Genomic DNA, 23277 nt, shown 5'->3' with positions numbered 1-23277 from the left:
CGGTATGGGCGGCGATCGTGGCCGCGATATCAGCGCGGTGCCGGGTCTCCGTCAGATCCGCGCCACCGACCGGGGCTGGTCCCGTACCGGGCTCGGAACAGCACACCGAGGTGGGAAGCGGACGCGAACCCGTACCGGTGGGCCAGCTCGGTCACCGTCATCGACGTGTCGCGCAACGCGTGCGCGCAGGCGGCCAGCCGACGTAGCCGGACGTATTCGGCGACGGTGTGGCCGGTCGGCTCGAACGCCCGGTGCAGCTGCCGTACGGAGACCGCCAGTCTTGCGGCCAGCTGCGGTACGGCCAACTCCGGCACCGTACGGTCGGGACGGGCCAGTTCCTGCTCGATCAGCCGCTCGGCCGCCACCCGCAGCGCCGGCAACGGCTGCCCGCTGGTCTCTCCGATCGTGCTCCGCAGCGTCAGCTGCAGCAGTCCGTCGAGGATCCCCGGCAGCTCGGCCGGCAGTTCGCCAGGTGGCTCAGCCGGCCGCCCGCCGGATCGTCCGACCGCGCCGGGTGGCCCGCCGGATCGTCCGACCGCGCCGGGTGGCCCGCCGGATCGTCCGACCGAGCCGGGTGGCCCGCCGGATCGTCCGACCGCGCCCGCGCGCTCGGCGGCCGACATCAGGTGCGGCAGCTGGCGGACCAGCACGGCGGCCACCGGTTCCAGCGGTGCCGAACGGATCGGACCGTCCAGCAGCGGGTAGCGGTCGGTGACGACCGGCTCGGATAGCACCACGAACAGCACCCGCGACGGCGATGGGTATTCGACGGTGAAGCCTTCGGAGCTGGGCACCACGACCAGGTGGCCCGGGGTGATCGGCTCACGGCCGTGTCGGTGCCGGATCTCTCCCCGGGCATTGACGCCAAGCAGCAGGAACACGCTTCCCGTCGCGGCCGGTGCGACCGTGCGGTGTGCCTGAAGCGGGCCGAGCGCGGCCGAGACGAGCCGCAGGTGGCCGATTTCGGTGTCCCGGAGTCGGGCCCGGAAGGCCGCCGGCTCGTGGGCCTTGATCGTCTGGGGCACGAGCGACTCGCGGACCGCCTGGGTCAATCCGGCGAGTCCGCCGGAGCCCACGAAGCGCCGGTCGCTCATCCGATGAGCGTAGCCGCAGCCCAGACGCCGTACGAGGCCCGAAGAGGGGATCGACATTCATTCCTATTCGTCGATGGATCTCGGCTGAGTCGTGTCGTTTGGTATCGTGTTGGGCAAACGCCCAGGGCAATCGACCAATAAGTCACGTACGGCCGACCCACGATCGGCCGACCGCAGACAGGAGGTTCCGGATGGTTCGGACCGCCGCCGAGCGCGGCCGGCAGGTGCGGGCCCGGCTGCGGGCAGCAGCAGCCGAGTCGATCGCCGAACACGGCTGGTCCGGCGTCAGTACCCGGGGCGTCGCCGAGCGGGCCGGTGTCGCCCCCGGCCTGGTCCACTACCACTACTCGTCGCTACATGCGCTGCTCACCGAAGCGGCCGTCGCCGCGATCACCGATCTCGCCGGCGAACTGGACGCCCTGCTGGCCGCCGCGCCGACCCCCGAGGCCGGCGTACGGTCGATGCTCGCCGCCCTCGACGGCCATTCCGGCACCGACCCGACCGCACTGCTGTTCGCCGAGACCTACCTCGCCGCCGCTCGGCACGACGACCTGCGGCAGGCCCTGAGTGGAGTCCTCGCCGGCGTGCGTGAACGGCTGTCCGGCTGGCTCGCCGGCCACGGGGTCGTCGATCCGACGTCCACCGCCGCCGCGCTGGTCGCCGCCGTCGACGGCATGATGCTGCACCGTCCGCTGTCGCCGGGCCCGATGGCGGACGCGGTCGCCGGACCGCTCACCAGGATGCTCGGCCGGGACGCCGCGGCGGGAGGAGACCGAGAATGAAAGCCGTCGTCTGCGGCGCCGGGATCGCCGGCCTGGCCCTAGCGCACCAGCTGGACGCCGACGGCTGGTCGGTGACGGTCCTCGAACAAGCAGCCGCTCCGCGTACCCAGGGCTACATGATCGACTTCTTCGGTCCGGGCTACGACGCCATCGAACGGATGGGGCTGCTGCCGCGCCTGCGCGAGCGCGGCTACCAGGTGCGGGCGTTGACCTACCGCGACGACCAGGGCCACCGCCGGGCCAGCCTCAGCTTCGCCCGCTTCGCCGACCTGGTCGACGGCCGACTCGTCAGCATCATGCGCCCCGACCTGGAACAACTGCTCCGCGAAGCCCTGCCCCCACGAGTCGCCCTGCGCTACGGCAGCCGGCTGACCCGCGTCGACCATCGCGCCGACCGGGTCGACGCCACCACCGCCGACGGCACTGTCCACCGGGCCGACCTGCTGGTCGGCGCCGACGGCGTCCACTCCACCGTCCGCCGGCTCACCTTCGGCGACGAACGGCACTTCCTGCGCCACCTCGGCTTCCACACCGCCGCCTGGGTGTTCGACGACCCGACCGTACGCGAGGCCGTCGGCGACGAATTCGCCCTCACCGACAGCACCCGCCGCCAGCTCGGCTGCTACGCGCTACGCGACGGCCGGGTCGCGGTCTTCGCCGTACACCGGGTCACCGATCCGACGCTGCCGGCCGACCCCCGGACCACCCTCCAGCGCGAGTACGCCGACCTCGGCTGGATCGCCCCGCAGGCGCTCGCGGCCTGCCCACCGGCCGACGAGCTCTACTACGACCAGGTGGCCCAGATCGAGCTACCGCACTGGAGCCAGGGCCGGGTGGTCCTGGTCGGCGACGCCTGCCAGGCCGTGTCCCTGCTCGCCGGTCAGGGTGCCTCGCTGGCCGTCGCCGGGGCGGAGACCCTCGCCGCCGAGCTGTCCCGCGCGTCGGCCACCCCCGTTCCCGACCCCGGTGCCCACTCCGGCCGGACGGCCGCCGACCCGCGCACGGCCGCCGCCGACGCCCGCGTGATCGCCACCGACCGGCTGGCGATCGCGTTGCGCCGCTACGAAACCGCGATGCGGCCGATCGTCGCCGACACGCAGCGAACGGCCCGGCGCGGGGTGCGCTGGTTCGTGCCGGAGCGCCAATGGTGGCTACGGGTTCGCCGGCTCGCCCTGGCCGCCGCCGGACTGCCCGGCGTCGACCGGATCATCGCCCGCTCCGTGGTCGGCAAGTCCCGGGGCTGACCAGCTGCCGTGTCTGCCGGCTTCCGCCGTGTCTGCCGGCTTCCGCCGTGTCTGCCGGCTTCCGCCGTGTCCGCCGCATCAGGCGACGCGCCGTCGGACGCTGTCCCTAGTGCTGTGACCACGAACGTTCACGGTGTTGGATGACACGCCGTCGGGCCTGTCGGCCGGGTGACGTCGTGACGGCCAGGCTGTGGTGGTGGCAGATCTTGTACGTGTACGGCGGTTGAGTGACCACGAAGGTCAGCAGCTGCTGCGAATCACCCGCAGGGGAACCGGTTCCCCGATCCGACTGCGACGCGCGATGGTCGTGCTCGCCTCGGCCGGCGGGAACACCGTGCCGGCGATCGCCCGCCTGGTACAGGCCGACGAGGACACGATCCGGCAGGTCATCCACCGGTTCAACGAGATGGGCATGGCCAGCCTGGACCCTCGGTGGGCGGGTGGCCGTCCCCGCCAGATCAGTCCCGATGACGAGACGTTCATCATCGAGACGGCCACCACCCGCCCCGAGAAGCTGGGGCGGCCGTTCACCCGCTGGAGCGTGCGCAAGCTCGCCGACCACCTGAGCTCGCACGCCTCCCGTCGCGTCCAGGTGGGGCGGGAACGACTTCGGCAGATCCTGCACCGACACAAGATCACCTTCCAACGGACGAAGACGTGGAAGGAGTCCACCGACCCCGACCGGGACGCCAAGCTCGCCCGCATCGAGGAGGTGACCGCCCGGTTCCCGCACCGGGTGTTCGCTTTCGACGAGTTCGGGCCCCTGGTGATCCGTCCGCAGGCCGGCGCCGGATGGGCACCGGCCGGACACCCGCGCCGGCTACCCGCGAACTATCACAAGCTGCACGGCGTCCGACAGTTCCACGGCTGCTACTCCGTCGGCGACGACCAACTCTGGGGCGTCGTCCGACGACACAAGAGCGCCGCGAACACCCTCGCCGCCCTAAAGTCGATCCGCGCCGCCCGTCCGGACGGGGCACCGATCTACGTCATCCTGGACAACCTCTCCGCGCACAGAGGCCGCACGATCCGCGGGTGGGCGGCCCGGAACAAGGTCGAACTCTGCTTCACCCCGACCTACGCCTCCTGGGCCAACCCGATCGAGGCCCAGTTCGGGCCACTGCGCACCTTCGTCATCGCCGGGTCGAACCACCCCAACCACCCCGCCCTGACCCGGAGGCTGCAGACATACCTACGCTGGCGCAACGCCAACGCCCGTCATCCCGACGTCCTGGCCGCCCAACGCCGCGAACGAGCCCGCATACGCAGCGAACGACAACAACGCTGGGGCCAACCCACTACCCGCGCAGCCTGACACCAACACCCTGAACGTTCGTGGTCACAGCACTAGCCCCAACGCCGCTCGGTTAGGGCGGGTGGATGGTTAGCAAGTGTTTGTGATTATATCGATGGCTATGGTGGCTTTGTAGCTGCGTCGGTCTACGTTGGGTCCGCGGGCTTGGTACTTGGAGTTCGAGCGTTTGATCATGCGGGTCTTCACCCGGATCCGACGCTCAGGTAGCAGGTGGGCCAGAACCGCACGACCGATGGCGCCGACCAGGTCGATGACGGTGTCGGCGAGGACGCCGGCGGCGTGGGTGACCTGGTCGCGGGCGGCGTTCAGGGCGGTGGTGAAGCTGGCCCGGTCAGGGCCGGTGCCGGGCCGGCTGTCGGTGGCGTCGGTCATGGCGTTACGCAGGATCTGGTAGACGACCAGCAGGGCGTAGACCTCCTGGTCGATGCCGTCGGGAGTACGCGCGCGCAGGACCCGGCCGCCGAGGATGCTGGATTTGATCTCCAGGTAGGCGGTTTCGACCTCCCACCGGCGGTGGTACAGCTTTATCAGTTCGCCGGCCGGGTGGGTGCGTGGGTCGAGCAGGGTGGTGATCAGCCGGTAGCCGCCCGTGCGGACGCCGTCGATGGTCTGGACGCTGATCTCAGCGTCCACGACCCGCACCCGTACCGTGCCGATGGTCGACAGCCAGGATCCGTCGTGGTACCGGCGGATCACCGGCAGGCGGCGGCCGTTCTTGCAGCGGATCAGCAGGTCGGCCCTGGTGGCGGCGAGTGTCTGGATGAGGTCGGCGGCGGCGTAGTTACGGTCGGCCAACAGCAGCATCCCGGCGGCCAGGCTCCGGGCCAGGGAGCGGGCCTGGTCGAGTTCGCTGGTGCCGAGTGGAGCGAACACGGCGTCGATGATCGAGCGGGTGCCGCAGGTCAGCAGGACACTCAGCCGTAGTGCCGGGTAGCCCGCGCCGCCGTGGTTACCCCGTTGTTTGCGGTAACGGACCCGGACCGCCTCGGCGTCGGCGACCGACATCGTGGTCCCGTCGATCGCTGTCACCAGCAGGCCCCGCCACCGCACGGCGTGCGTCGCCGTGGTGACCGCCGGGCCGCGCAGCAGATCGAACAGGGCCCGCAACGGCGTCGACCCGAGCCGCTGACGCGCCTCCCGTAACGTGCCTGAGGCCGGTTCGGTCAGATCCAGCCCGGTCAGACCGGCGGTCAGTTTCCGCCACACCTGCCCGTAGCCGAGTTCGGCGAACAAGCAGCCTGCGAGGACGAGGTAGACCACGACCCGGGCCGGGAGTAGCCGGATCCGCTGCTGGGTACGACGGGTCGCGGCAAGGACCTCATCGACCATCTCGAAGGGCAGGAACTGGGTCAACTCACCCAGATGACCCGGCGCGAACACACCTGCGGCTACCCGCACCGTCCGAGTTATGGCAATCTGATCGACCAAAGCGGAGTTCCTGGTCTCGAGGCGTCTTGGAGTGACTCACCTCGTTACAGGAACTCCGCTTTCCCATGTCCGACCGACACACCCTTGACCGCTGCCGCAACGGCTTAACCGAGCGGCGTTGGCACTAGCCCTGCCGCGCGGCCCATTCGGCGACCCGGCGGGCGCTCTCGGACTCGGACAGGTCCTCGACCCGGGTCATGATCGACCAGCGCACCCCGTACGGGTCCCGGACGCTGGCGAACCGGTCACCGGAGACGAACGTCGCGGCCGGTTCCCGTACCGTCGCGCCGGCCGTGACGGCCCGGGCGAGCGTCGCGTCGACGTCGGGGCAGTACAGCCCCATCGAGTAGCAGTCCTCGTCACCGGCCGGCGGTGCCACCATGCCGTACGCCGGGGACGGCTCGCCGAGCTGCAGATGGCCGTTGCCGAAGTCGAGCACCGCGTGCACGACGATGCCGCCCATCTCGGTCACGTCCACCACCCGGGCACCGAACACGTCCCGGTAGAAGGCGATCGCGCCCCGGGCGTCCGGGATGGCCAGGAACGGAGTCAGGCTGGTGACGCCGTGCGGCGTGCCGTTGGTGGTGTGCTGGCCGTCAGCGGCCGTGTGCTGGCCGTCAGCGGCCGCGAAGGTGTCGGTCATGGTGCCGACCCTAGGCAGCGGGCCGGCAGGGTGCTTGAAGATACGCGACAGCCGACCGGCTCGCCGGCGGCGAAGGCCGTACAGCCGGCGACTCGTCGGCGTCGCGGGCCGTAACCTGACGGTCGTGGGCCCGGCGCGGCGCGGCATTCTCTACCCGGCCCGGCTGCCGACCTTCGCCCGGCTGCCGCCGCCGGAACCGGTCGCGGCCCTGGTCCGCTGGTTCTGGATCCCCGAGTGGCGGATCGCGCCGGGCCGCACCTCCCGGCAGCAGATCATCGCCTTCCCCGCCTGCAACCTGGTGGTCGGGCCGGCCGGGGTGGAGCTGGCCGGGCCGACGACCCGGCTGTCCCACCGTGATCTGACCGGCGTCGGCTGGGCCGTCGGCGCCCTGCTGCGTCCGGCGGCGGTGCCGCACTTCACGCCCGATCCGGCACTGCTGCGCGACACGTCACGCGTCGTCGAACTGCCTGAACTGCACAGGGCGGTGGTCGAGGCGATGGACGGCACCGACGATCCGACGGTACGGCACGCCCGCGCGGTGGCGGCGTTCACCGACTGGCTGGCCGCGACGATCGGGCCGCCCGGCCCGGAGGCGCTGCACGCCAACGACCTGGCCGAACTGGTCGACACCGATCCGCAGGTGCTGCGGGTCGAGGACATCGCCGCCCGGCTGCACGTCTCGGTCCGTACGGTGCAGCGGCTGGGCCGCCGCTACGTCGGCCTGCCGCCACTGACGATGATCCGCCGGCGGCGGCTGCAGGAGGCGGCGCACCTGCTGCGGACCGACCCGGACACCGAGCTGGCCACGTTGGCGGCGCGCCTCGGCTACGCCGACCAGGCCCACCTGGCCAACGAGTTCCGTACCGTCCTCGGCTTCACCCCGAGCGCGTACCGCCGGGAGTCCACCCCGCCCTGACGACGCGACCCTCGCCGTGGGGTCAGGCCAGGCCACCGTCCACGCCGGATATTCGATGTACGGCGGTCGGGACAACGGGCACCATGATCGGTGTGCATTCCGCGATCGCCGTCACCCCGGCCCAGCTGCCGGACTTCCTGCTGCACGTGGCGGTGGTCCGGCCGGTGTTCGTCTGGGGTGCCCCGGGGATCGGCAAGAGTTCGCTGGTACGCCAGTTCGCCGCCTCGCTCGGCCTGGACTGTGTGACCCTGGTCGGCACGCAGCTCGCCGCCGAAGACCTGATCGGGGTGCCGGAGCTGCGCGACGGCCGTAGCCGATTCGCGCCACCCGAGTCGATCGCCCGCGACGAGCCGTACTGCCTGTTCCTCGACGAGTTGAACGCCTCCACGCCGGAGGTGCAGAAGGCGTTCTACTCCCTGATCCTGGACCGGCGCATCGGTGCGTACGAGTTGCCGGCCGGCTCGATCGTGATCGGGGCGGGCAACCGGGCCACCGACAACGCGCTCGCCCGGCCGATGGCGTCGGCACTGGTCAACCGGCTGGTCCACGTCCATCTGCGGGCCAGTGTCGACGACTGGTTGGCCTGGGCGGTGGGTGCCGGCGTCCACCACTGGGTGGTCGCCTACCTGACCGAACGCCCCGACCACCTGTGGGTGAATCCGCCCAAGGTGGAGGAGGTGTTCTCCACCCCGCGCAGCTGGCACATGCTCTCCGACGCGCTGCGCTCCTACGGCGACGACATCGCCGACGACACGCTGCGACTGCTGGCCGCCGGGACGTTGAGCTCCGCGCACGCGGCCGGGTTCTGCGGGTACGTGAAGATCGTGCGACACCGGTACGGTCTCGACGCCGTCGTCCGGGGCGACGTCGGCTGGCCGGCCGCCGCCACCGACCGCGACGTGCTGTACTTCCTGGCCGAAGCGTTCCGGGCCCGACTGGTCAAGGAGCTGCCGGCCAGCAAGGAACACGCCTCGGCGGCGATGCGGCAGTTCGCGCACCGGGCCAAGGCGCTGCTGGTCGAGTTGGCGGCGATCTCCCTGGAATGCGCCCAGCTGGTCATCGCCACCGGGGAGGACGGCGCACCGGTGCTGCCCGCCTGGTTCCTGGTCGAGGTGAGCCGGGACCTGCCCCGGCTGGTCGCCGCCCGTACCTGAGCCGCCTGTACCCGAGCCAGGGACGAAGGAACGATGAGCCGGAAGAAGCAGACGCGGGTCGACCCGAACGCCGCCGCGTTCGCGGCGGCCTGGCGGCGGCTGGCCGGCCATCCGATGTTCGCGCCCATGCGCAGCTTCCCGGTCGGGCCGTGGCAGACCGCCGGCGCACACGCCGCGCTGGTTGACGACGGCCGGCTCGTCGCGGCCAAGGCGATCGCCGTGGTCGACGCGCGTGGCCAGATCCGGGCCAGCGCCGCGCATCGGCTGGACGAGGAGCAGTGGGTGTGGGTGCTGGCACACTGTCTGCTGCACCTCGGGTTCGGCCATCTCGCCGCCGACCGACACGCCACCGATCCGGCGTACGCCGACGTGGCCTGCCTGGCGGTCGCCCGGTTCCAGCGGGCGGTCAAGCTCGGCACCGAACCGTTGCCGCTGCCGGCCGAACTGCCCAGCACCGACGAGGAGGTGCTGCTGCGGCAATGGCGCCAGGCCGGCGTACCGGCGGAGTACGTCGGCTGCGGCACCGGCGGCAACGCCTCCGACCTGGTCCCGCCGTCGGGTGGGACGACGGCGGCCGGCACAACGTCGGGTGGGACGACGTCGGGTGGGACGACGGCGGCGGCGGGGTGGGACTGGCCGGCCCAGTTCGCGGTCGGTCTGTCGGCGGCGGCGGTGGCCGCGGTCGACGTGGCCGGAGGGGCACGCGCCTCGTTGACCGACCCGGCCGCCCGCCGCCAGCCCTGGCACCTGGCGATGAGCTGGTTTCTGTCGTCGTATCCGCTGCTCGGCGCTCTGGCGGCTCGGTTCACCCTGGTCGCCGACGTCGACCTTGCCCACAGCTGGGACATCACGATCGCCGCCGTGTCCCCGTCCGCCGGGGAGATCTACCTCAATCCGCTGCGGCAGCTGTCGAGCACGCAATGGCGGTTCGTGTTGGCGCACGAGATGCTGCACGCCGCGCTGCGCCACGGCGACCGGGTCGGCGCACGCGATCCGTACCTGTGGAACGTGGCCGCCGACTACGTCGTCAACGGCTGGCTGATCGAGATGGGGGTCGGGGATCCGCCGGACGGCCTGCTGCACGATCCGCGGTTGGCCGGCCTGTCCGCCGAAGCGGTCTACGACCAGATCGCCACCGACCTGCGCCGGCTGCGCAAACTGGCCACCCTGCGCGGCACCGGGCTCGGTGACGTGCTCGGCGAACCCCTGCCGTACACCGGCAGTCCCGGCCACCGGGCCGACCTGGACGACTTCTACCGGCGCGCGCTGCTCGACGGGTACGCCTACCACCAGCGCGACGGCCGGGGACACCTGCCGGCCGGGCTGGTCGCCGAGATCCGGGTGCTGCAGCACCCGCCACTGCCGTGGGACGCCAAACTGGCCCACTGGTTCGACGAGTACGTACCGTCGCCGCAACGGGCCCGGTCCTACGCCCGCCCGTCGCGCCGGCAGGCCAGCACACCGGACATCCCGCGCCCGGGCTGGCGCTGGTCGGACGAGCCGGTGTCCCGGTGCACCTTCGGAGTGGTGCTGGACACCTCCGGGTCGATGAACCACGAACTGCTCGGCAAGGCGCTCGGTGCGATCGCCTCGTACGCCACCGCCCGGGACGTGCCGGCCGCGCGCGTCGTGTTCTGCGACGCCCACCCGTACGACGCCGGGTATCTGCCGGTGGAGCAGATCGCCGGCCGGGTCCGGATCCGGGGACGCGGCGGCACGGTGTTGCAGCCCGGGATTCGCCTGCTGGAGGGCGCGGCGGATTTTCCCTCGACCGCGCCGATCCTGGTCATCACCGACGGTGACTGCGATGTGCTGCGGATCCGCTGCGAACACGCCTTCCTCGTCCCGGACGGTGCGCGCTTGCCCTTCACCCCACGCGGACCTGTCTTCGGTCTGCGCTGATGGTCTGCGCTGATGGTCTGCGCTGATGCTCTGCGCTGATGGTCTGCGCTGATGGTCTGCGCTGATGGTCTGCGCTGACGGTCCGGCGTCAGTACGCCTGGTCCACGTCCATCCGCAGCAGTTCGGAATCGTCGGAGACGCCCGGCGGGGCCTTGGTGCCGGGCGGCAGCAGCGGCCAGACATCGCGCTTGCGCACCATCCGCGGGGAGGACAGCTGCTTTTCTTCGCCGTTGACGGTCAGGCGGGCCTGCCCGGCGGCGAGCACGTTGCGCACCCAGTCGGTACGTGGCCCGTACAGCGGGGTGAAAAGGTAGCCGTCGGGCAGCGGGTGGGCGTCGAGCGGAGTCTGGTACGTCCGGCCCGATGACCTGCCCACATGCGTCAGTACCGGGCGCACGCCCCGACGGATCTCCCTCGGGTTGACGACCCGTCTGTTGATCCGGGCCAGCCAGCGGGGCAACGGCATCCCGGCCTCCCTACCTGCGTCTTCCGCCGTACGGGCGGCCAGCGTACCGTCCGGCCACAACCCGGACGATCCTTGGACAGGCGCGTCATCCTGACTGACGACGGCGCGTCGGCCCTAGGCGGACCGGCTCTCGGCGACGCGCAGTCCGGCGACGAGCAGGCCGACCAGGCGCCGCGCCTCGTAGCGGGGATCGCTGTCGTCGCCGACGCAGAGGTTGCCGACGCCGCGCAGGAGTTGGTAGGCGTCGACGTCCGAGCGGACCTCGCCAGCGGTGGCGGCGGCGTCGAGCAGCTGGGCGCAGGCGGGGACCAACCGGTCGGTGAAGTAGCGGTGCAAGGTCTGGAAGGCGGCGTCGTCGGACTGCAGCGCTCCGGCGAGGCCGTGTTTGGTGACCAGGAAGTCCACGAACAGGTCGATCCATCGGGTCAGCGCGGCGTACGGGGTGTCACTGCTGGCCAGCAGGCCCGGTCCGGCGCTTGCACAGGACTCGACCTGGTGTCGGAAGACGGCCAGGATCAGGTCGGATCGGGTGGGGAAGTGGCGATAGATGGTGCCGACCCCGACGCCGGCCCGGGCGGCGATGTCGCGTACCGGCACGTCGACGCCGGATGCGACGAACGCCGCGGCGGCGGCGTCCAACAGTGTCTGCTGGTTGCGCCGGGCGTCGGCCCGCTTCCGCGGCGGAGCCGGCTGCTCTCCGGGCCCGTCGCAGCTGGCGGTGTCGATCACGCGCGGTCACCTCAGACTTCTCACTTGGCAAACGGAACAGCGTTCCGTATCGTTCTTGGCGGAACACTGTTCCGCTTACCGCTCCAGCGTGCCAGACCAGTAGACCCCGATCAAGGAGACACCCTCATGCAGTACCGCACTCTCGGCCGTACCGGCGTCGAGGTCAGCACACTCGTGCTCGGCGCGATGAACTTCAGCACCGCCGGCAGCACCAGCCAGCAGGAGGCCACCGCCATCGTCGACGCCGCCCTCGACGCCGGGATCAACCTCATCGACACCGCCGACATGTACGGCCCTGCCGAGTCGGAGGAGATGGTCGGCAAGGCCATCGCCGGTCGCCGCGACGACATCGTGCTCGCCACCAAGGCCACCATGCCGATCGGCGACGAGCGCAACCACCGGGGCAGCTCCCGCCGCTGGCTGGTCACCGCACTGGACGACAGCCTGCGCCGGCTCGGCGTCGACCATGTCGACCTCTACCAGATGCACCGCTGGGATCCCACCACCAGCGACGAGGAGACCCTGTCGGCGCTGACCGACCTGCAGCGGGCCGGCAAGATCCGCTACTTCGGCTCGTCGACCTTCCCCGCCTACCGGATCGCGCAGGCCCAGTGGGCCGCGCGGGACAACAAGACCAGCCGGTACGTGACCGAGCAGCCGCCGTACTCGATCCTGCAACGCGGCATCGAGGCCCACGTCCTACCGGTGATCCAGGAGTACGGCATGGGTGTGCTGGCCTGGAGCCCGCTCGCCTCCGGCTGGCTGTCCGGCGCGATCCGCGCCGACCGGCAGATCAGCACCAACCGATCCGGCTTCCGGCCCCAGATGTACGACCTCACCGTCCCCGCCAACCAGGCCAAACTCGACGCGGTCGAGCGGCTGGCCACCGTCGCCGACGACGCCGGCCTGACCATGATCCAACTCGCGCTCGGCTTTGTCACCGCGCACCCCGGGGTGACCAGCGCGATCATCGGGCCGCGCACCGTCGACCACCTGCGTTCGCAGTTGGCCGCCGCCGACGTCGTGCTGACCGCGGACGTGCTCGATGCCATCGACAGGATCGTGGCACCCGGTGTCGACCTCGCTCCGCACGAGAAGCATGACACCCCGCCCGCTCTGCTGGACCCGGCGCTACGTCGCCGCTGACCCGCGTACCGGGATGGATCCGACGGCGTGGACGACCCGCCCAGCTGTGGAGATCATGACCGCCCTGTCCGAGGTTTCCCACCACGACGTGCTGTGTGCGGGTGGCGTTGCGTTAACCTTTGCGGGCCGAGTCCAACGTGGCTCCACACACTTCAAGGGGACGTGCATGGCGATCCAGCGGATGGACAACGTCCTCATCGTTGTCGAGGATCTCGACGCCGTCATCTCGTTTTTCGTCGAGCTCGGCATGGAGCTGGAGGGCCGGGGGCCGGTCGAGGGGCGGTGGGTGGAGCGGGTGATCGGGATCGACGATGTTCGACAGGAGATCGCGATGCTGCGGACCCCGGACGGCCACAGCAAGATCGAGTTGGCCATGTTCCACACCCCGACGGCGATCAGGCCCGAGCCGAAGGACGCACCGGCCAACACGCTGGGCATTCGTCGCGTCATGTTCGCCGTGGACGACGTCGAGGACGTCGTCGCCCGGCTGCGCGCCCACGGCGCCGAACTCGTCGGCGAGCTCGCACAGTACGAGGAGCTCTACAAGCTCTGCTACGTCCGTGGCCCTGAGGGCATCATCGTCGGGCTGGCCGAACAGCTCACCTGACGGCCACCGGAGCACGCAGGATCGCGTCGACGGCGCCGGCTGCGATGACCGTGCCCTCGGTGTCGGCGGGGTCGGTGCGACCGGGTTCAGCGCGGCGAGCGCGTCGAGCAGGGCTGTGCGCAGGCCGGGCCGGCCGGCAGGTCCCTGGCCAGGCTGATGGTCCCGTCGGGGCCGGGGAAGGGCGCCAGCTGGTATCCCTCGCTGCGGTAGAGCGCGAGGTTGTGGGTGCTCCTGGCGCCGGTGACCAGCACGATACGGCGCATGTCGGGCCCGGCGGCTTCGGCGGCCGTCCGCAGCAGCCATCGGCCGAGGCCTCGGCCGCGCAGGTCGGGCACGACCGCAAGCCGACCCAGGTGCAGGTCTGTGCCGTCGGCGCGGGTCCGCACCATGCCGAGCAGCCGGCCGTCCCGCCAGATGCCGGTGGTGTGCCAGTCGGCCAGCCATCCGCGTACGTCGTCGAGCGTCTCGTGCAGTGCCGGGATGTCCAGTCTGTCGTTGAGCACGGCCTCGTCCACCCAGCAGCACCGCTGCAGAACGGTGACCTCCGGCGCGTCATCCGGGGTCAGCCGTCTGGCGTAGGAGCCGGGCAGCGGTCCGGCCGGCGAGCCGGGCACGGCCCCGGCTCGCGCGCGTTCGCGCATCGGACGCAGCGCGTGGGCGAGGCGGGCCAGTTCGTCGAGCAGCGCGACGCCGGCGGCGTCGCGGGTCGGGTCCGGTCGCAGTCGGCCATCCTGGACGGAATCGCCGATGCGGATCGCGACCGTGCCACCCAGCGGGACCATCCGCAGCGTGGTCACCACCTGCTTGGCGTGCTGGACGGCACGGGTCCCGGCCGAGGTGTGGCCGTAGCTGACGAAGCCGATCGGTTTCCACGCCCATTCGGCGTTGAGGTAGTCCAGCGCGTTCTTGAGGGTCGCCGGCATCCCGTAGTTGTACTCGGGGGTGACCGCGACGAACCCGTCCGCCGCGTCGACGATCGCGCTCCACCGGCGGGTGTGCTCATTGCGGTAGACACCCGACGAAGGGGACTGCTCTTCGTCGAAAAACGGCAGGTCGATGGTCACCGGTACGAGTTCGGCGCCGAGCCGCGTGGCCTGCGGGGCGGCCGCGTCGACGAGCCACCGCCCGATTGTCGGCCCGAGGGCCCCGGGGCGGTTGCTGCAGATCAGTACGAGAACGCGGAGTTGGCTCGTTGACATGGAAACGAGCGTAGATGCTAGATTGATTACATGTCAACGAAACGGCCGGCCGATGCCGTACGCTGGCTGCGGCCTGACGAGGAACGAGCCTGGCGGGCCTTCCGGCGCATCATGGTCGCCGTTCAGGTCGGCACGGAACGCGACCTGGCCGTGGTGGGTCTCTCCGGACCCGACTACGAGGTGCTGAGCACCTTGTCGGAACAGCCCGGGCACACCAGCACCCTGGGTCGGCAGGCCGACAAGATGGGCTGGTCACGCAGTCGGCTGTCCCGACACGCCACCCGGATGGAGGCCCGCCGCCTGCTGCGTCGCGCGCCGGATCCGGCCGACGGTCGGGGTTGTCTGCTGCAACTCACCGCCCAAGGGCTCGACGCACTCGCCGCCGCCGCGCCGGCCCACGTCGACTCGGTACGGCGCCACTTCGTCGACCGGCTCACGCCGGCCGACCTCGCCGCCCTGGAACGGATCGCCCAGCGGCTGGAGGGGCCCTGAAAGCGAGACGGCAGGACCAGATGTGGTCCGGCCCGGGGCCGCGTTGCGGCGGGGAATTCCCCGCCGCAACGCGGCCCCGGGCCGGGTGAACGGTCGTGAACCGCGAGCGGCCTCAGCGGCCGGGCATCGGTGCGGCGGTCGTGATCGGTCCCCGGTGCAGCCAGTCGACCAGCTCCGGTACGGCCTGCTTGGCGACCTGCTCCTCGTACCGTCGCAGGTCGGCGTCGTCGAGCAGGTCACGCCACTGGCCGCTGACCCCCCGGTTGAAGAACTGCTTCGGGTCGCGCCACATCGCGCGCACGGGGGCGAACTCGTCGGCCCGACTGCGCATGGAGTCGAACGTCGCCGCCCGGACCAGCTCCGGCCAGAGCTGTTCGGGCACCTCGATGGCGAGCCGTCGGGCCAGTGCCCGCATCTGGCCTTCCAGGTCGGCTTTCAGCTCGTCGTAGTGCAGCAGCAGCACGTTGGGCCGATCCCGCTCCGCCCAGAAGCTCGACATGTGCTGCAGCATCGACGGCAGGCCGATCTGCACGTCGGGGTTGTCGATCCAGGCCCAGAACCGCTCGTACTCGGTCTCCAGCTGTGGCGGCGCGTCGTCGGTCAGATCACCGGTGAGGTCGTCGTTGCCGACCGCCTCGCCGCGCATCTTCAGCACCACGTCGTAGTCGGTGTTCTGGAAGTGGGCGTCCCAGGACAGCGCGACGTCGCGCGGGTCCCGCCCGACGGCGATGTAGGTGACCTCGTCGAGGATCGGCAGACCGTCGAACGGGGTGTGGGTCTTGATGACGCGCCGGTGTTGCTGCGTCTCGTAGAACGCGAACACGTCGGCCTGGCTGCGCGTCTTCATGTCGGGCCATAGAGTGATGTCGTCCAGTTTGCGCGGCAGATCCGGCGTTTGGAAGATCAACAAGGCACAGATCGTCTGAGTCCACGTGGTGCCGCACTTGGCGGGTGTCGAGACCACGATGTCACCGGCGCGGAAAGGGAATCCCTCCCACCGGCCACTGTCCATGATCGCGTTCTGGTACCGAACCGTAGGTCGGCGCATCGTCCCTCCAGCCCTGTTGGTCATCGTGTCCGGTCTGGACACTAGACTCCACTGTGTATCCGTGTCGGACGCGGATTCTACGCAGCGGCGCCCGCCGGCGTTCGCCCACCCACGGGATCGCGTGGTCGACGACATGGCGGAGCCTGCCGTGAACCACCAGACGGCCTGGTCGCGCCAGCCGACCGCCCAACGGCTACGGCCGGTACGAAGACGACCAAAAGCCGTATCCGTCATGGAGACCACGGAAAGCCCGGGTCGTCACGAAGACGACCCGGGCTGTGAGACTCAGCGATTGGTGCGGCCGTGCCGCAGGTTCAGACCTTGCCGCCGGTACGGCGACGAGTCGGTGACACCGCCACCGCAAGTACGGCCAATGCCAGTACGGCGAGACCGATCGGCAATGCCCACCGCCACCAACCGGCCCCGCTCGAGGATCCGTTCGCCGCTTCGGCCCGTTCCGCCAGCTCGGCCGGCGGCGGCGCCTGGCCCTCGACCGCCCGTACCTCTGCCGTCGTCGCACCGGTGTAGGGCGCGGGCGCGCTGACCGTCACCTGCCAGGTTCCCGGGGTGAGGACCGGGCCGCTGAAGTAGAAGCCCTGCCCTTCACCGACCGGTTCGAGCTGGGTCGGACCCACGGTCCGCCCGCCCTCGGCGGTAGCGGTCAGCACCAGCCGGACGACCGACTCGAGCCGGTGCCCGTCGGTGTAGGTGGCCTGCACGGTCACTCCGGTGGCGCCGTCGCCGGCGACTTCCAGCCTGAGCGTTCTGTCGTGCGCCTGCGCCGCGCCGGCCGCCGGCAGGATCGCCAGCAACAGGCCGACCAGCACGGCGACCGCTCCACGGGTGAGACGCATCATGCACTCCTCGAGACCTTGGGCAAGGGCCCCGTCCCGCCCCGTCCCGCCCGGAGATCAGGCTGGGCGGGACCGCGGACGGGACCCGTGCCGTCAGAGTTGCTGGTCGGATTCGACCCGGGTCGGATCTTCGTCGAGCCGACCGGCGCCGGTGACCGGCTTACCGCCGTTCGCCGCCACCCCGGCCGCGGTGGCCGTGCCGCCGAGGCGGACGATCATCGCGTCGGCGTCCCGGACCAGGACGTCCCGTACGTCGGTGTCGGTCACCAACGAGGGGTCAGCGGCGAGCGCCTTGAACGCGGTCAACTGCTGCGTCGCCCGCTTGTCCTTGCCCTCCGCTTCCGACAGCCGCGCCGCGTCCAACTTGTTGGACAGTTTGCGGTGCGCGATGTTGGACAGCTGCCCGGTCGCCTTGAACCGGTCGATCAACGCCTGCATGTCCCGGAACGACGTGGTGACGAAGAACCGGACCGTCGAGCTGGTGTCGTTACCCGCCTTGTCGGTCGCGGTCACCGTCAGCTCGTGCATCCCCAGCGGCAGGTCGTACATCACCTGCAGCGTGTCGTTGGCGTACGGCTGGCCGTCGAGCGTGCCGACCACGGTCGCGATCCCCGAGGTCGGGTCGACCGCCTCCCACGACACCCGCACGTCCTGGCTGTCCCCGTACAGCTGGCCGTCGGCCAGGCCGGAGATCAACAGGGTCGGCTTCGTGCCGTCGATCTTGACCACGGCGGATTTGAGCGCCTCGACGTTGCCCACGGCGTCAGTGGCCCGGTAGAGCAGCTCGTGCTCACCGTCACCGCTGATCGCCACCGGCTCGGTGTACGGCGTCCAGTCGCCACCGTCGAGCGCCCATTCCAGCAGCGCCACGCCGGAACCGGCGTCGGTCGACGAGAGCACCACCGGGATGGTGCCGCCGTGCCAGCCGTTGTCGTTCGCCGGAGCGAACTCCGCCGAGCTGACCGGCGCCGTACCGTCGATGTTGAAGGTGACCGACTTGGTCTCCTCGACGTTGCCGGCGGCGTCGGTCGACCGGAACCGCAGCTCGTGGCTGCCGTCACCGGTCACCGTCACCGGCGCCGTGTACGCGGTCCACTCGGTGTCGTCGTCGAGCGCGTACTCGGTGCTCGTCACCCCGCTGCCACCGTCTTCGTCGGTGGCGGTCAGGGCGACCGTGACGTCTCCGCCGTACCAGCCGTCGACCGGCTCACCGGCCGCGGTGACGGTCGCGCTGGTCACCGGCGCGGTGGTGTCCTCCTCGACCGCCTCGGTGGTCAACCGGAAGTAGTCGAACGACGCGGTCTTCGACGCCGTCTGGTTGGCGCCGAGGGTGAACAACCCGACCTTCGGGGTGGCCCCGACGGCCGTGTTGGTCAGCGATTCGAACGCCGTCCATTCGGTGCCGTCGGCCGAGTACGCGGCCGTGTAGGTGTCACCGACGCGGGACAATCGCAGGTGCCACACACCCGAGGTCAGCTCGCTGACCTGCGGCTGCGGGTTCTGGACCGTCGCGCCGATCTCGCTGCGGAACTCGATCCGCCGGCTGACCGCCGAACCTGCCGCGTTGTCGGTGATGTAGTCCAACTTGAGGTAGTTGTCGTCGTCGGCGTAGACGAGCAGACCGGCCTGCTGGTACTGCTCGTTGAGCAGGCTGCCGTCGACCTTCGTCTCGATCGTCCAGTCGCCCTCGGGCGCGGTCTGCAAGATGAAGTTCGTCGGTCCGGAGTTGTCACCCGTGTAGATGTCACCGTTCGGTACGTCGATCTGCAACGACCCGTCGACAACCCGGTACGCGGACGGGTCCTCCCGTACGATGGCGTCCCACCGGCACTTGTCCAGCGTGGAGCCGTCGAACTCGTCGGAGGCCTCGACCGGGCCGGCCGGCTCGTCCGGGGTGATCTGGAACCAGTCGAACGCCGCGTCCACCACCGGTGCCTCGGTGCCGCCGTTGAGGGCGAACACCCCGATCCGCGGGTCGGTGATACCTGCCAGCGCCGCCGACCGGCCGACCGGGGTGAAGGTCTGGCCGTCGGCCGACATGGCCGCCGTCAGGTTCGTCCCGTCGCTGGTCAGCTGCAGGTAGATGGTGTCACCGACGGGTGCGTCGGTGGCGTCGGCGCCCTCGTTGCGCGGAGTTCCGGCGGTTTCCCGGATGAACTCCACCCGGCGCGACCCGTTGTACAGCAGGTCGACCTTGGCGTAGTTGTCGTCGTCGCCGTAGAGCAGCAGACCAGCCTGCTGGTAGTTGGCGGTCACCGGCAGGGTGACCTTGACAGTGGCCTGCCAGGCACCGCTCGGCGCGGGCTGCAGCACCAGGTCGGTGGCGTCGTTACGAGAGCCGTACAGGTCACCGACGCCGGTCGGCAGCAGCAGCGAGCCGCCCGCAACCGAGTAGACCTGACTCTCCCGGACCACCGTCCAGCGGTCGCGGTCGAGTGCGTCACCGAGGAAGTCGTCCGAACGCGCCCCGAAGCAGGACGTGGTCGGGGCCTCCACCCGGATCTGGGTGTACGCCGAGGACTGCGCGCCCCGGGCGTCGGTCACCGTCAACACGGCGGTGAAGGTGCCCGGCGTGGTGTAGGTGTGGCTGGCCTCCAGTGTGTCGGCCGTCGAGCCGTCACCGAAGTCCCAGGCGTACGCCAGCGGGGTGTCGCCCTCGGCGTCGGTCGCCGTACCGCCGAACGCGACGGTGACCGGCGCGGTGCCGGACGTCGGTGTGGCGGTGACGGTGACCTGCGGCGGCGCGTTGTCGGTGACGCCGCGACCGAGGAAGTCCATCCAGTTGACGTTGAACAGCGAACCGGTGCCGCCGGCCGGGTCCCGGGCGACGAAGTACAGCGTTCCGCTGTCCAGCTCGCCGGTGACCGGCGCGGTGACGTCGGTCCAGGCCTGCCAGTCACCGGTGCCCGGCACGTCGACCGAGGCGACCAGCGGGCCGTCGGCCGCGTCGCTACGGACTTCGATCCGACCGCCTTCGACGGCCGACGCGACCCGGAACCGGATCTCGTCGATGTTGGTCAGGCTGGCCGGGTCGACCGACCACCAGTCGCCGTCTTCGATGAAGCCGATGTTCTGGTTGCCGCCCTGCGGGTCGCTGGTGGTCTCCAGCTGCACGCCCGGGTCGCCGCCGCCGGTCGCGCCGGAGATCCGACCGGTTGCGGTGAAGTACTCGGCCTGCTTGCGCTTGGGCTGCAGCAGCTCGATCGAGCGGCCGGTGAGCGGGTTGGCGCCGCCGACCCCGCCGTTGTCGGTGTAGGTGGCCTCGAAGACGGTGAACACGTCCGCCTCCGCGCCGTGACCGTCGGCGAGCTGGGTCTGCACCACGCCGGAGCAACCGGTGTACTGGTCCAGCGGGTGGGCGTGCTCGTCGTGGCCGAGCAGCACCTGCAGCTGCACCCGCTCACAGTCGATTTCGCCGTCCTCGGGGTCGGTCACGGAGATCGTGTACTGGACCTGGTCGCCCCAGTCGAAGAATCCACCGTTGGGCGGGAACTCGATGGTGAGGGTCGGAGCGGTGTTGCCGACCGTGACCGGTACGTTGGCCACCGCGGTGCGTCCCGCCGGGTTGGTGACGGTGAGCTGCGCGGTGTAGTTGCCCGCCTCGGCGTACGTGTGGGTCGGGTTGGCCTCGTCCGAGGTGCCGCCGTCGCCGAACGTCCAGGCGTAGGTGAGCGTGCCACCGTCCGGGTCCCGCGAGCCCTCGCTGGAGAACTCGACGGTCAGCGGAGCCGGCCCGGAGGTCGGGTTGGCGGTGGCCTGCGCGATCGGGGCCCGGGCACCGGCGATGTAGTCGATCCGGTAGACGCCCGAGTTGTCATTGTTGCCGCCGAAGCCGCTGCCCCACTCGATCATGTAGAGCACGCCGTCCGGACCGAACTCGAAGTCCATTGGCCGGACCATGCTCATACCGGTCAGCAGCTGGTTGATGTCGATCAGTTCGGTGCCGTCGGCACTGACCTGCATCGTGTACATCTTGGACTGGTTCCACTCGCCGAGCAGCGCCTTGCCGTCGTAGTAGGCCGGCCACTTGTGCTCCGAGACCAGGTCGGCGTCGTAGCGGTAGACCGGGCCACCCATCGGCGCGCCGCCACCACCGATTTCGGGGTAACGCGGGTCACCGCTGTAGCCGTAGTCGACGGTGGCCGGGATCGCTGGCGGCAGGTCGGTCAGACCGGTGTTGTTGGGAGAGTTGTTCACCGGGGCCGAGCAGTCGAACTTCGCGCCGCTCGGGCCGGACGGGAACTGGTAGTCGTTGTACGCCTCGTTCGTCCCGGTGCAGTACGGCCAGCCGTAGTTGCCGGGGGTGTCGACGATGTTCCACTCGACCAGACCCCGGGGTCCCCGGTTCGGGTTGTCCGAGTTGGCGTCCGGGCCGTAGTCCGCCACGTACAGCGTGTCGGTGGCCAGGTCGACGCCGATCCGGAACGGGTTCCGGAAGCCCATCGCGAAGATCTCCGGGCGGGTCTGCGCGGTGCCCGGCGCGAACAGATTGCCCTCCGGGATCGTGTAGGTCCCGTCGTTCTCCGGGTGGATCCGGATCACCTTGCCGCGCAGGTCGTTGGTGTTGCCGGAGGTACGCTGCGCGTCGTAGTCCTGCCGGCCGGCCCGCTCGTCGATCGGGGTGTAGGCGCTCGACTCGAACGGGTTGGTGTTGTCCCCGGTCGCCAGGTAGAGGTTGCCCTGGCTGTCGAAGGTCATCGTGCCGCCGGCGTGGCAGCAGGTGTTGCGCTGCGTGTCGACCTGCAGTACGGCCTCTTCGCTGGCCGGGTCGATGGTGTCACCGGTGACGGTGAACCGCGACAGCAGGTTGCGGGCCACGCCGTCGTCGGGTGCGTAGTAGAGGTACACCCAGCCGTTGTCGGCGAAGTCCGGGTCGAGCCGCATGCCGATCAGGCCGTCCTCGTTGCCGGTGAAGACGTCCAGGTCGATCGCGGTGACCGTGTTGCCGGTGTCCGGCTTGATGATCTGCACCCGGCCGTCGCGTTCGATGTAGAAGACCCGGCCGTCCGGCGCGATGTCGAGCTCCATCGGGTTGCTGGTGTTGCTGTCCAGGGTGACCTTCTCGAAGCTCTCGGTCAGCGAGGCGCCACAGTCGGCGTCGCGTGCCCCGGCGGCGGTTTCGATCCCGCCGAGCAGGTGGTCGAGGAACTCCGGTTCGGCGAACGACTCGTTGGTGTGGCCGCCACCGGTGTACCAGGACCGGCCGCCGTCGTAGTCGCGGCACCAGGCGATCGGGTGGTCGTACCCCATCGCGCCGGCACCGGCCGTGTAGGTGGTCTCGTCGAGACTGGCCAGCACGTGGACGTCACCGCGCGGGTTGGTCTGGAAGTTGTACCACTCGTCGTAGCGGGTCCACTCGGCCGGCAGCGACTCGGTGGACGGGTGGGCCGGGTCCTCGACCTTGACCGTGGCGTTCTGGTTGGCGGGGTGACCGGAGAAGTAGGCCCCGACCAGTTCGCCGTACCAGGGCCAGTCGTATTCGGTGTCGGAGGCGGCGTGGATACCGGCGTATCCGCCGCCACCCTGGATGTAGCGCTCGAACGCGGCCTGCTGGTTGGTGTCGAGGACGTCACCGGTGGTGGAGAGCCAGATCACCGCCGCGTAGTTGGCGAGGTTCTCGTCGGTGAAGGCGGCACCGTCCTCCGTGGTGTCGACGGTGAAGCCGTTGTCGGCACCGAGTTGTTGGATTGCCGCGATACCGGACGGGATGGACCCGTGCCGGAATCCGGCGGTCTTGGAAAAGACCAGCACCGAGTACGGGTCGGCGGCGGCCTCGACGGCCGGGGCCGCCTGAGCCGGGCCGCCGGGTGTGCCCGGTGCGGCGTGCGCGGCGGGTACGCCGAGAACGACGGTCGACGCGAGAGTGAGCGAGAGTAGGGAGGCAGTGAGTGGGCCACGCGGTGCATGGCGTTGGCGGGTTCGGGACACGTGGTCTCCTCGTCCTGGTGAACAGGGTCTTCCTGGGCCGACCCGCCGATGGCCGTCCCTGTGACCTCGGTGAGAGGGCTGCCACGACCCGCTCACCGAGGGATTTGTTAAGCCGTTGGACAAATTAGGGACCGTCGGCTCTGTTTCCGGCAAGGGTTGATTGTGTAACAGTTTCATAACCGAGGTGGCGTGCAGGTTTCCCGCCGGTGGCCCGAGGTGGGCCATCGGCGCGGTGAAACCGCTGGTCAAGGGCGTGATCGAAGAGGGCGACGGGACCGCTGGTACCACTACCTGAAGTCATCGTGTAACCGCACGTGGTGATGGTGGCAG

Annotated in this window: 18 protein-coding genes; 9 read left to right on the top strand and 9 right to left on the bottom strand. The window is 70.3% G+C overall.

Translation table 11 applies throughout. The features are described from left to right. Positions 1–29: 29 nt before the first annotated feature. Complete coding sequence (locus O7632_RS28975; protein ID WP_278118921.1) at positions 30–1094, bottom strand: AraC family transcriptional regulator; 1065 nt, start codon at positions 1092–1094, stop codon at positions 30–32. Positions 1095–1285: 191 nt separating this feature from the next. On the opposite strand from O7632_RS28975, the gene O7632_RS28970 reads away from it, so the two are divergent. The 3 genes from O7632_RS28970 (at position 1286) to O7632_RS28960 (ending at position 4435) form a co-directional block, all read left to right on the top strand. Beyond that, positions 1286–1876, top strand: a complete 591-nt coding sequence (locus O7632_RS28970) for a TetR/AcrR family transcriptional regulator (RefSeq protein ID WP_278118919.1) — start codon at positions 1286–1288, stop codon at positions 1874–1876. Then, positions 1873–3120, top strand: coding sequence for an FAD-dependent oxidoreductase (locus tag O7632_RS28965; protein ID WP_278118918.1), 1248 nt, complete (start codon positions 1873–1875; stop codon positions 3118–3120). The genes O7632_RS28970 and O7632_RS28965 overlap by 4 nt, the downstream gene beginning before the upstream one ends. A gap of 196 nt (positions 3121–3316) precedes the next feature. Then, positions 3317–4435, top strand: coding sequence for an IS630 family transposase (locus tag O7632_RS28960; protein WP_278112501.1), 1119 nt, complete (start codon positions 3317–3319; stop codon positions 4433–4435). Positions 4436–4504: 69 nt separating this feature from the next. Here O7632_RS28960 and O7632_RS28955 read toward each other — a convergent pair whose 3' ends face one another. Then, positions 4505–5863, bottom strand: coding sequence for an IS4 family transposase (locus O7632_RS28955; RefSeq protein WP_278112971.1), 1359 nt, complete (start codon positions 5861–5863; stop codon positions 4505–4507). Positions 5864–5987: 124 nt separating this feature from the next. Continuing rightward, complete coding sequence (locus O7632_RS28950; protein ID WP_278118916.1) at positions 5988–6506, bottom strand: VOC family protein; 519 nt, start codon at positions 6504–6506, stop codon at positions 5988–5990. Positions 6507–6687: 181 nt separating this feature from the next. On the opposite strand from O7632_RS28950, the gene O7632_RS28945 reads away from it, so the two are divergent. From O7632_RS28945 to O7632_RS28935, 3 genes are all read left to right on the top strand, one after another. Next, the gene (locus O7632_RS28945; protein ID WP_278120489.1) at positions 6688–7422 is read left to right on the top strand and encodes a helix-turn-helix transcriptional regulator; all 735 of its coding nucleotides are present in this window, start codon (positions 6688–6690) and stop codon (positions 7420–7422) included. Between the two features lie 92 nt (positions 7423–7514). After that, positions 7515–8576, top strand: a complete 1062-nt coding sequence (locus O7632_RS28940) for a MoxR family ATPase (RefSeq protein ID WP_278118915.1) — start codon at positions 7515–7517, stop codon at positions 8574–8576. 33 nt (positions 8577–8609) lie between these two features. Continuing rightward, the gene (locus tag O7632_RS28935; RefSeq protein ID WP_278118914.1) at positions 8610–10478 is read left to right on the top strand and encodes a hypothetical protein; all 1869 of its coding nucleotides are present in this window, start codon (positions 8610–8612) and stop codon (positions 10476–10478) included. An 88-nt stretch (positions 10479–10566) separates the two neighbouring features. Here the strand turns inward: O7632_RS28935 and O7632_RS28930 are convergent, their stop codons facing one another. After that, positions 10567–10944, bottom strand: coding sequence for a hypothetical protein (locus tag O7632_RS28930; protein WP_278118912.1), 378 nt, complete (start codon positions 10942–10944; stop codon positions 10567–10569). Positions 10945–11058: 114 nt separating this feature from the next. Then, complete coding sequence (locus tag O7632_RS28925; RefSeq protein WP_278120488.1) at positions 11059–11670, bottom strand: TetR/AcrR family transcriptional regulator; 612 nt, start codon at positions 11668–11670, stop codon at positions 11059–11061. A gap of 129 nt (positions 11671–11799) precedes the next feature. On the opposite strand from O7632_RS28925, the gene O7632_RS28920 reads away from it, so the two are divergent. Then, positions 11800–12819 carry an aldo/keto reductase gene (locus O7632_RS28920; RefSeq protein ID WP_278118910.1) on the top strand — a complete coding sequence of 340 codons (1020 nt, stop codon included), beginning with the start codon at positions 11800–11802 and terminating at the stop codon, positions 12817–12819. A gap of 166 nt (positions 12820–12985) precedes the next feature. After that, positions 12986–13426, top strand: a complete 441-nt coding sequence (locus tag O7632_RS28915) for a VOC family protein (RefSeq protein WP_278118908.1) — start codon at positions 12986–12988, stop codon at positions 13424–13426. Between the two features lie 86 nt (positions 13427–13512). On the opposite strand, the gene O7632_RS28910 is transcribed toward O7632_RS28915, so the two are convergent. Next, on the bottom strand, positions 13513–14625 hold the full coding sequence (locus O7632_RS28910; RefSeq protein WP_278118906.1) for a GNAT family N-acetyltransferase: 1113 nt from the start codon (positions 14623–14625) through the stop codon (positions 13513–13515). A gap of 30 nt (positions 14626–14655) precedes the next feature. Between O7632_RS28910 and O7632_RS28905 the strand changes: the two genes are divergently transcribed. After that, positions 14656–15117, top strand: a complete 462-nt coding sequence (locus tag O7632_RS28905; protein ID WP_278118904.1) for a MarR family winged helix-turn-helix transcriptional regulator — start codon at positions 14656–14658, stop codon at positions 15115–15117. A gap of 112 nt (positions 15118–15229) precedes the next feature. Here the strand turns inward: O7632_RS28905 and O7632_RS28900 are convergent, their stop codons facing one another. The 3 genes from O7632_RS28900 to O7632_RS28890 form a co-directional block, all read right to left on the bottom strand. Next, complete coding sequence (locus O7632_RS28900) at positions 15230–16129, bottom strand: sulfotransferase domain-containing protein (protein WP_278120486.1); 900 nt, start codon at positions 16127–16129, stop codon at positions 15230–15232. A gap of 350 nt (positions 16130–16479) precedes the next feature. Next, positions 16480–17019, bottom strand: a complete 540-nt coding sequence (locus O7632_RS28895) for a hypothetical protein (protein ID WP_278118903.1) — start codon at positions 17017–17019, stop codon at positions 16480–16482. A 93-nt stretch (positions 17020–17112) separates the two neighbouring features. Further along, complete coding sequence (locus O7632_RS28890) at positions 17113–22947, bottom strand: ThuA domain-containing protein (protein WP_278118901.1); 5835 nt, start codon at positions 22945–22947, stop codon at positions 17113–17115. Positions 22948–23277: the final 330 nt, after the last annotated feature.

Source organism: Solwaraspora sp. WMMD406 (assembly GCF_029626025.1).
Taxonomy (GTDB): domain Bacteria; phylum Actinomycetota; class Actinomycetes; order Mycobacteriales; family Micromonosporaceae; genus Micromonospora_E.
This window is presented reverse-complemented; position numbering and strand designations above follow the sequence as displayed.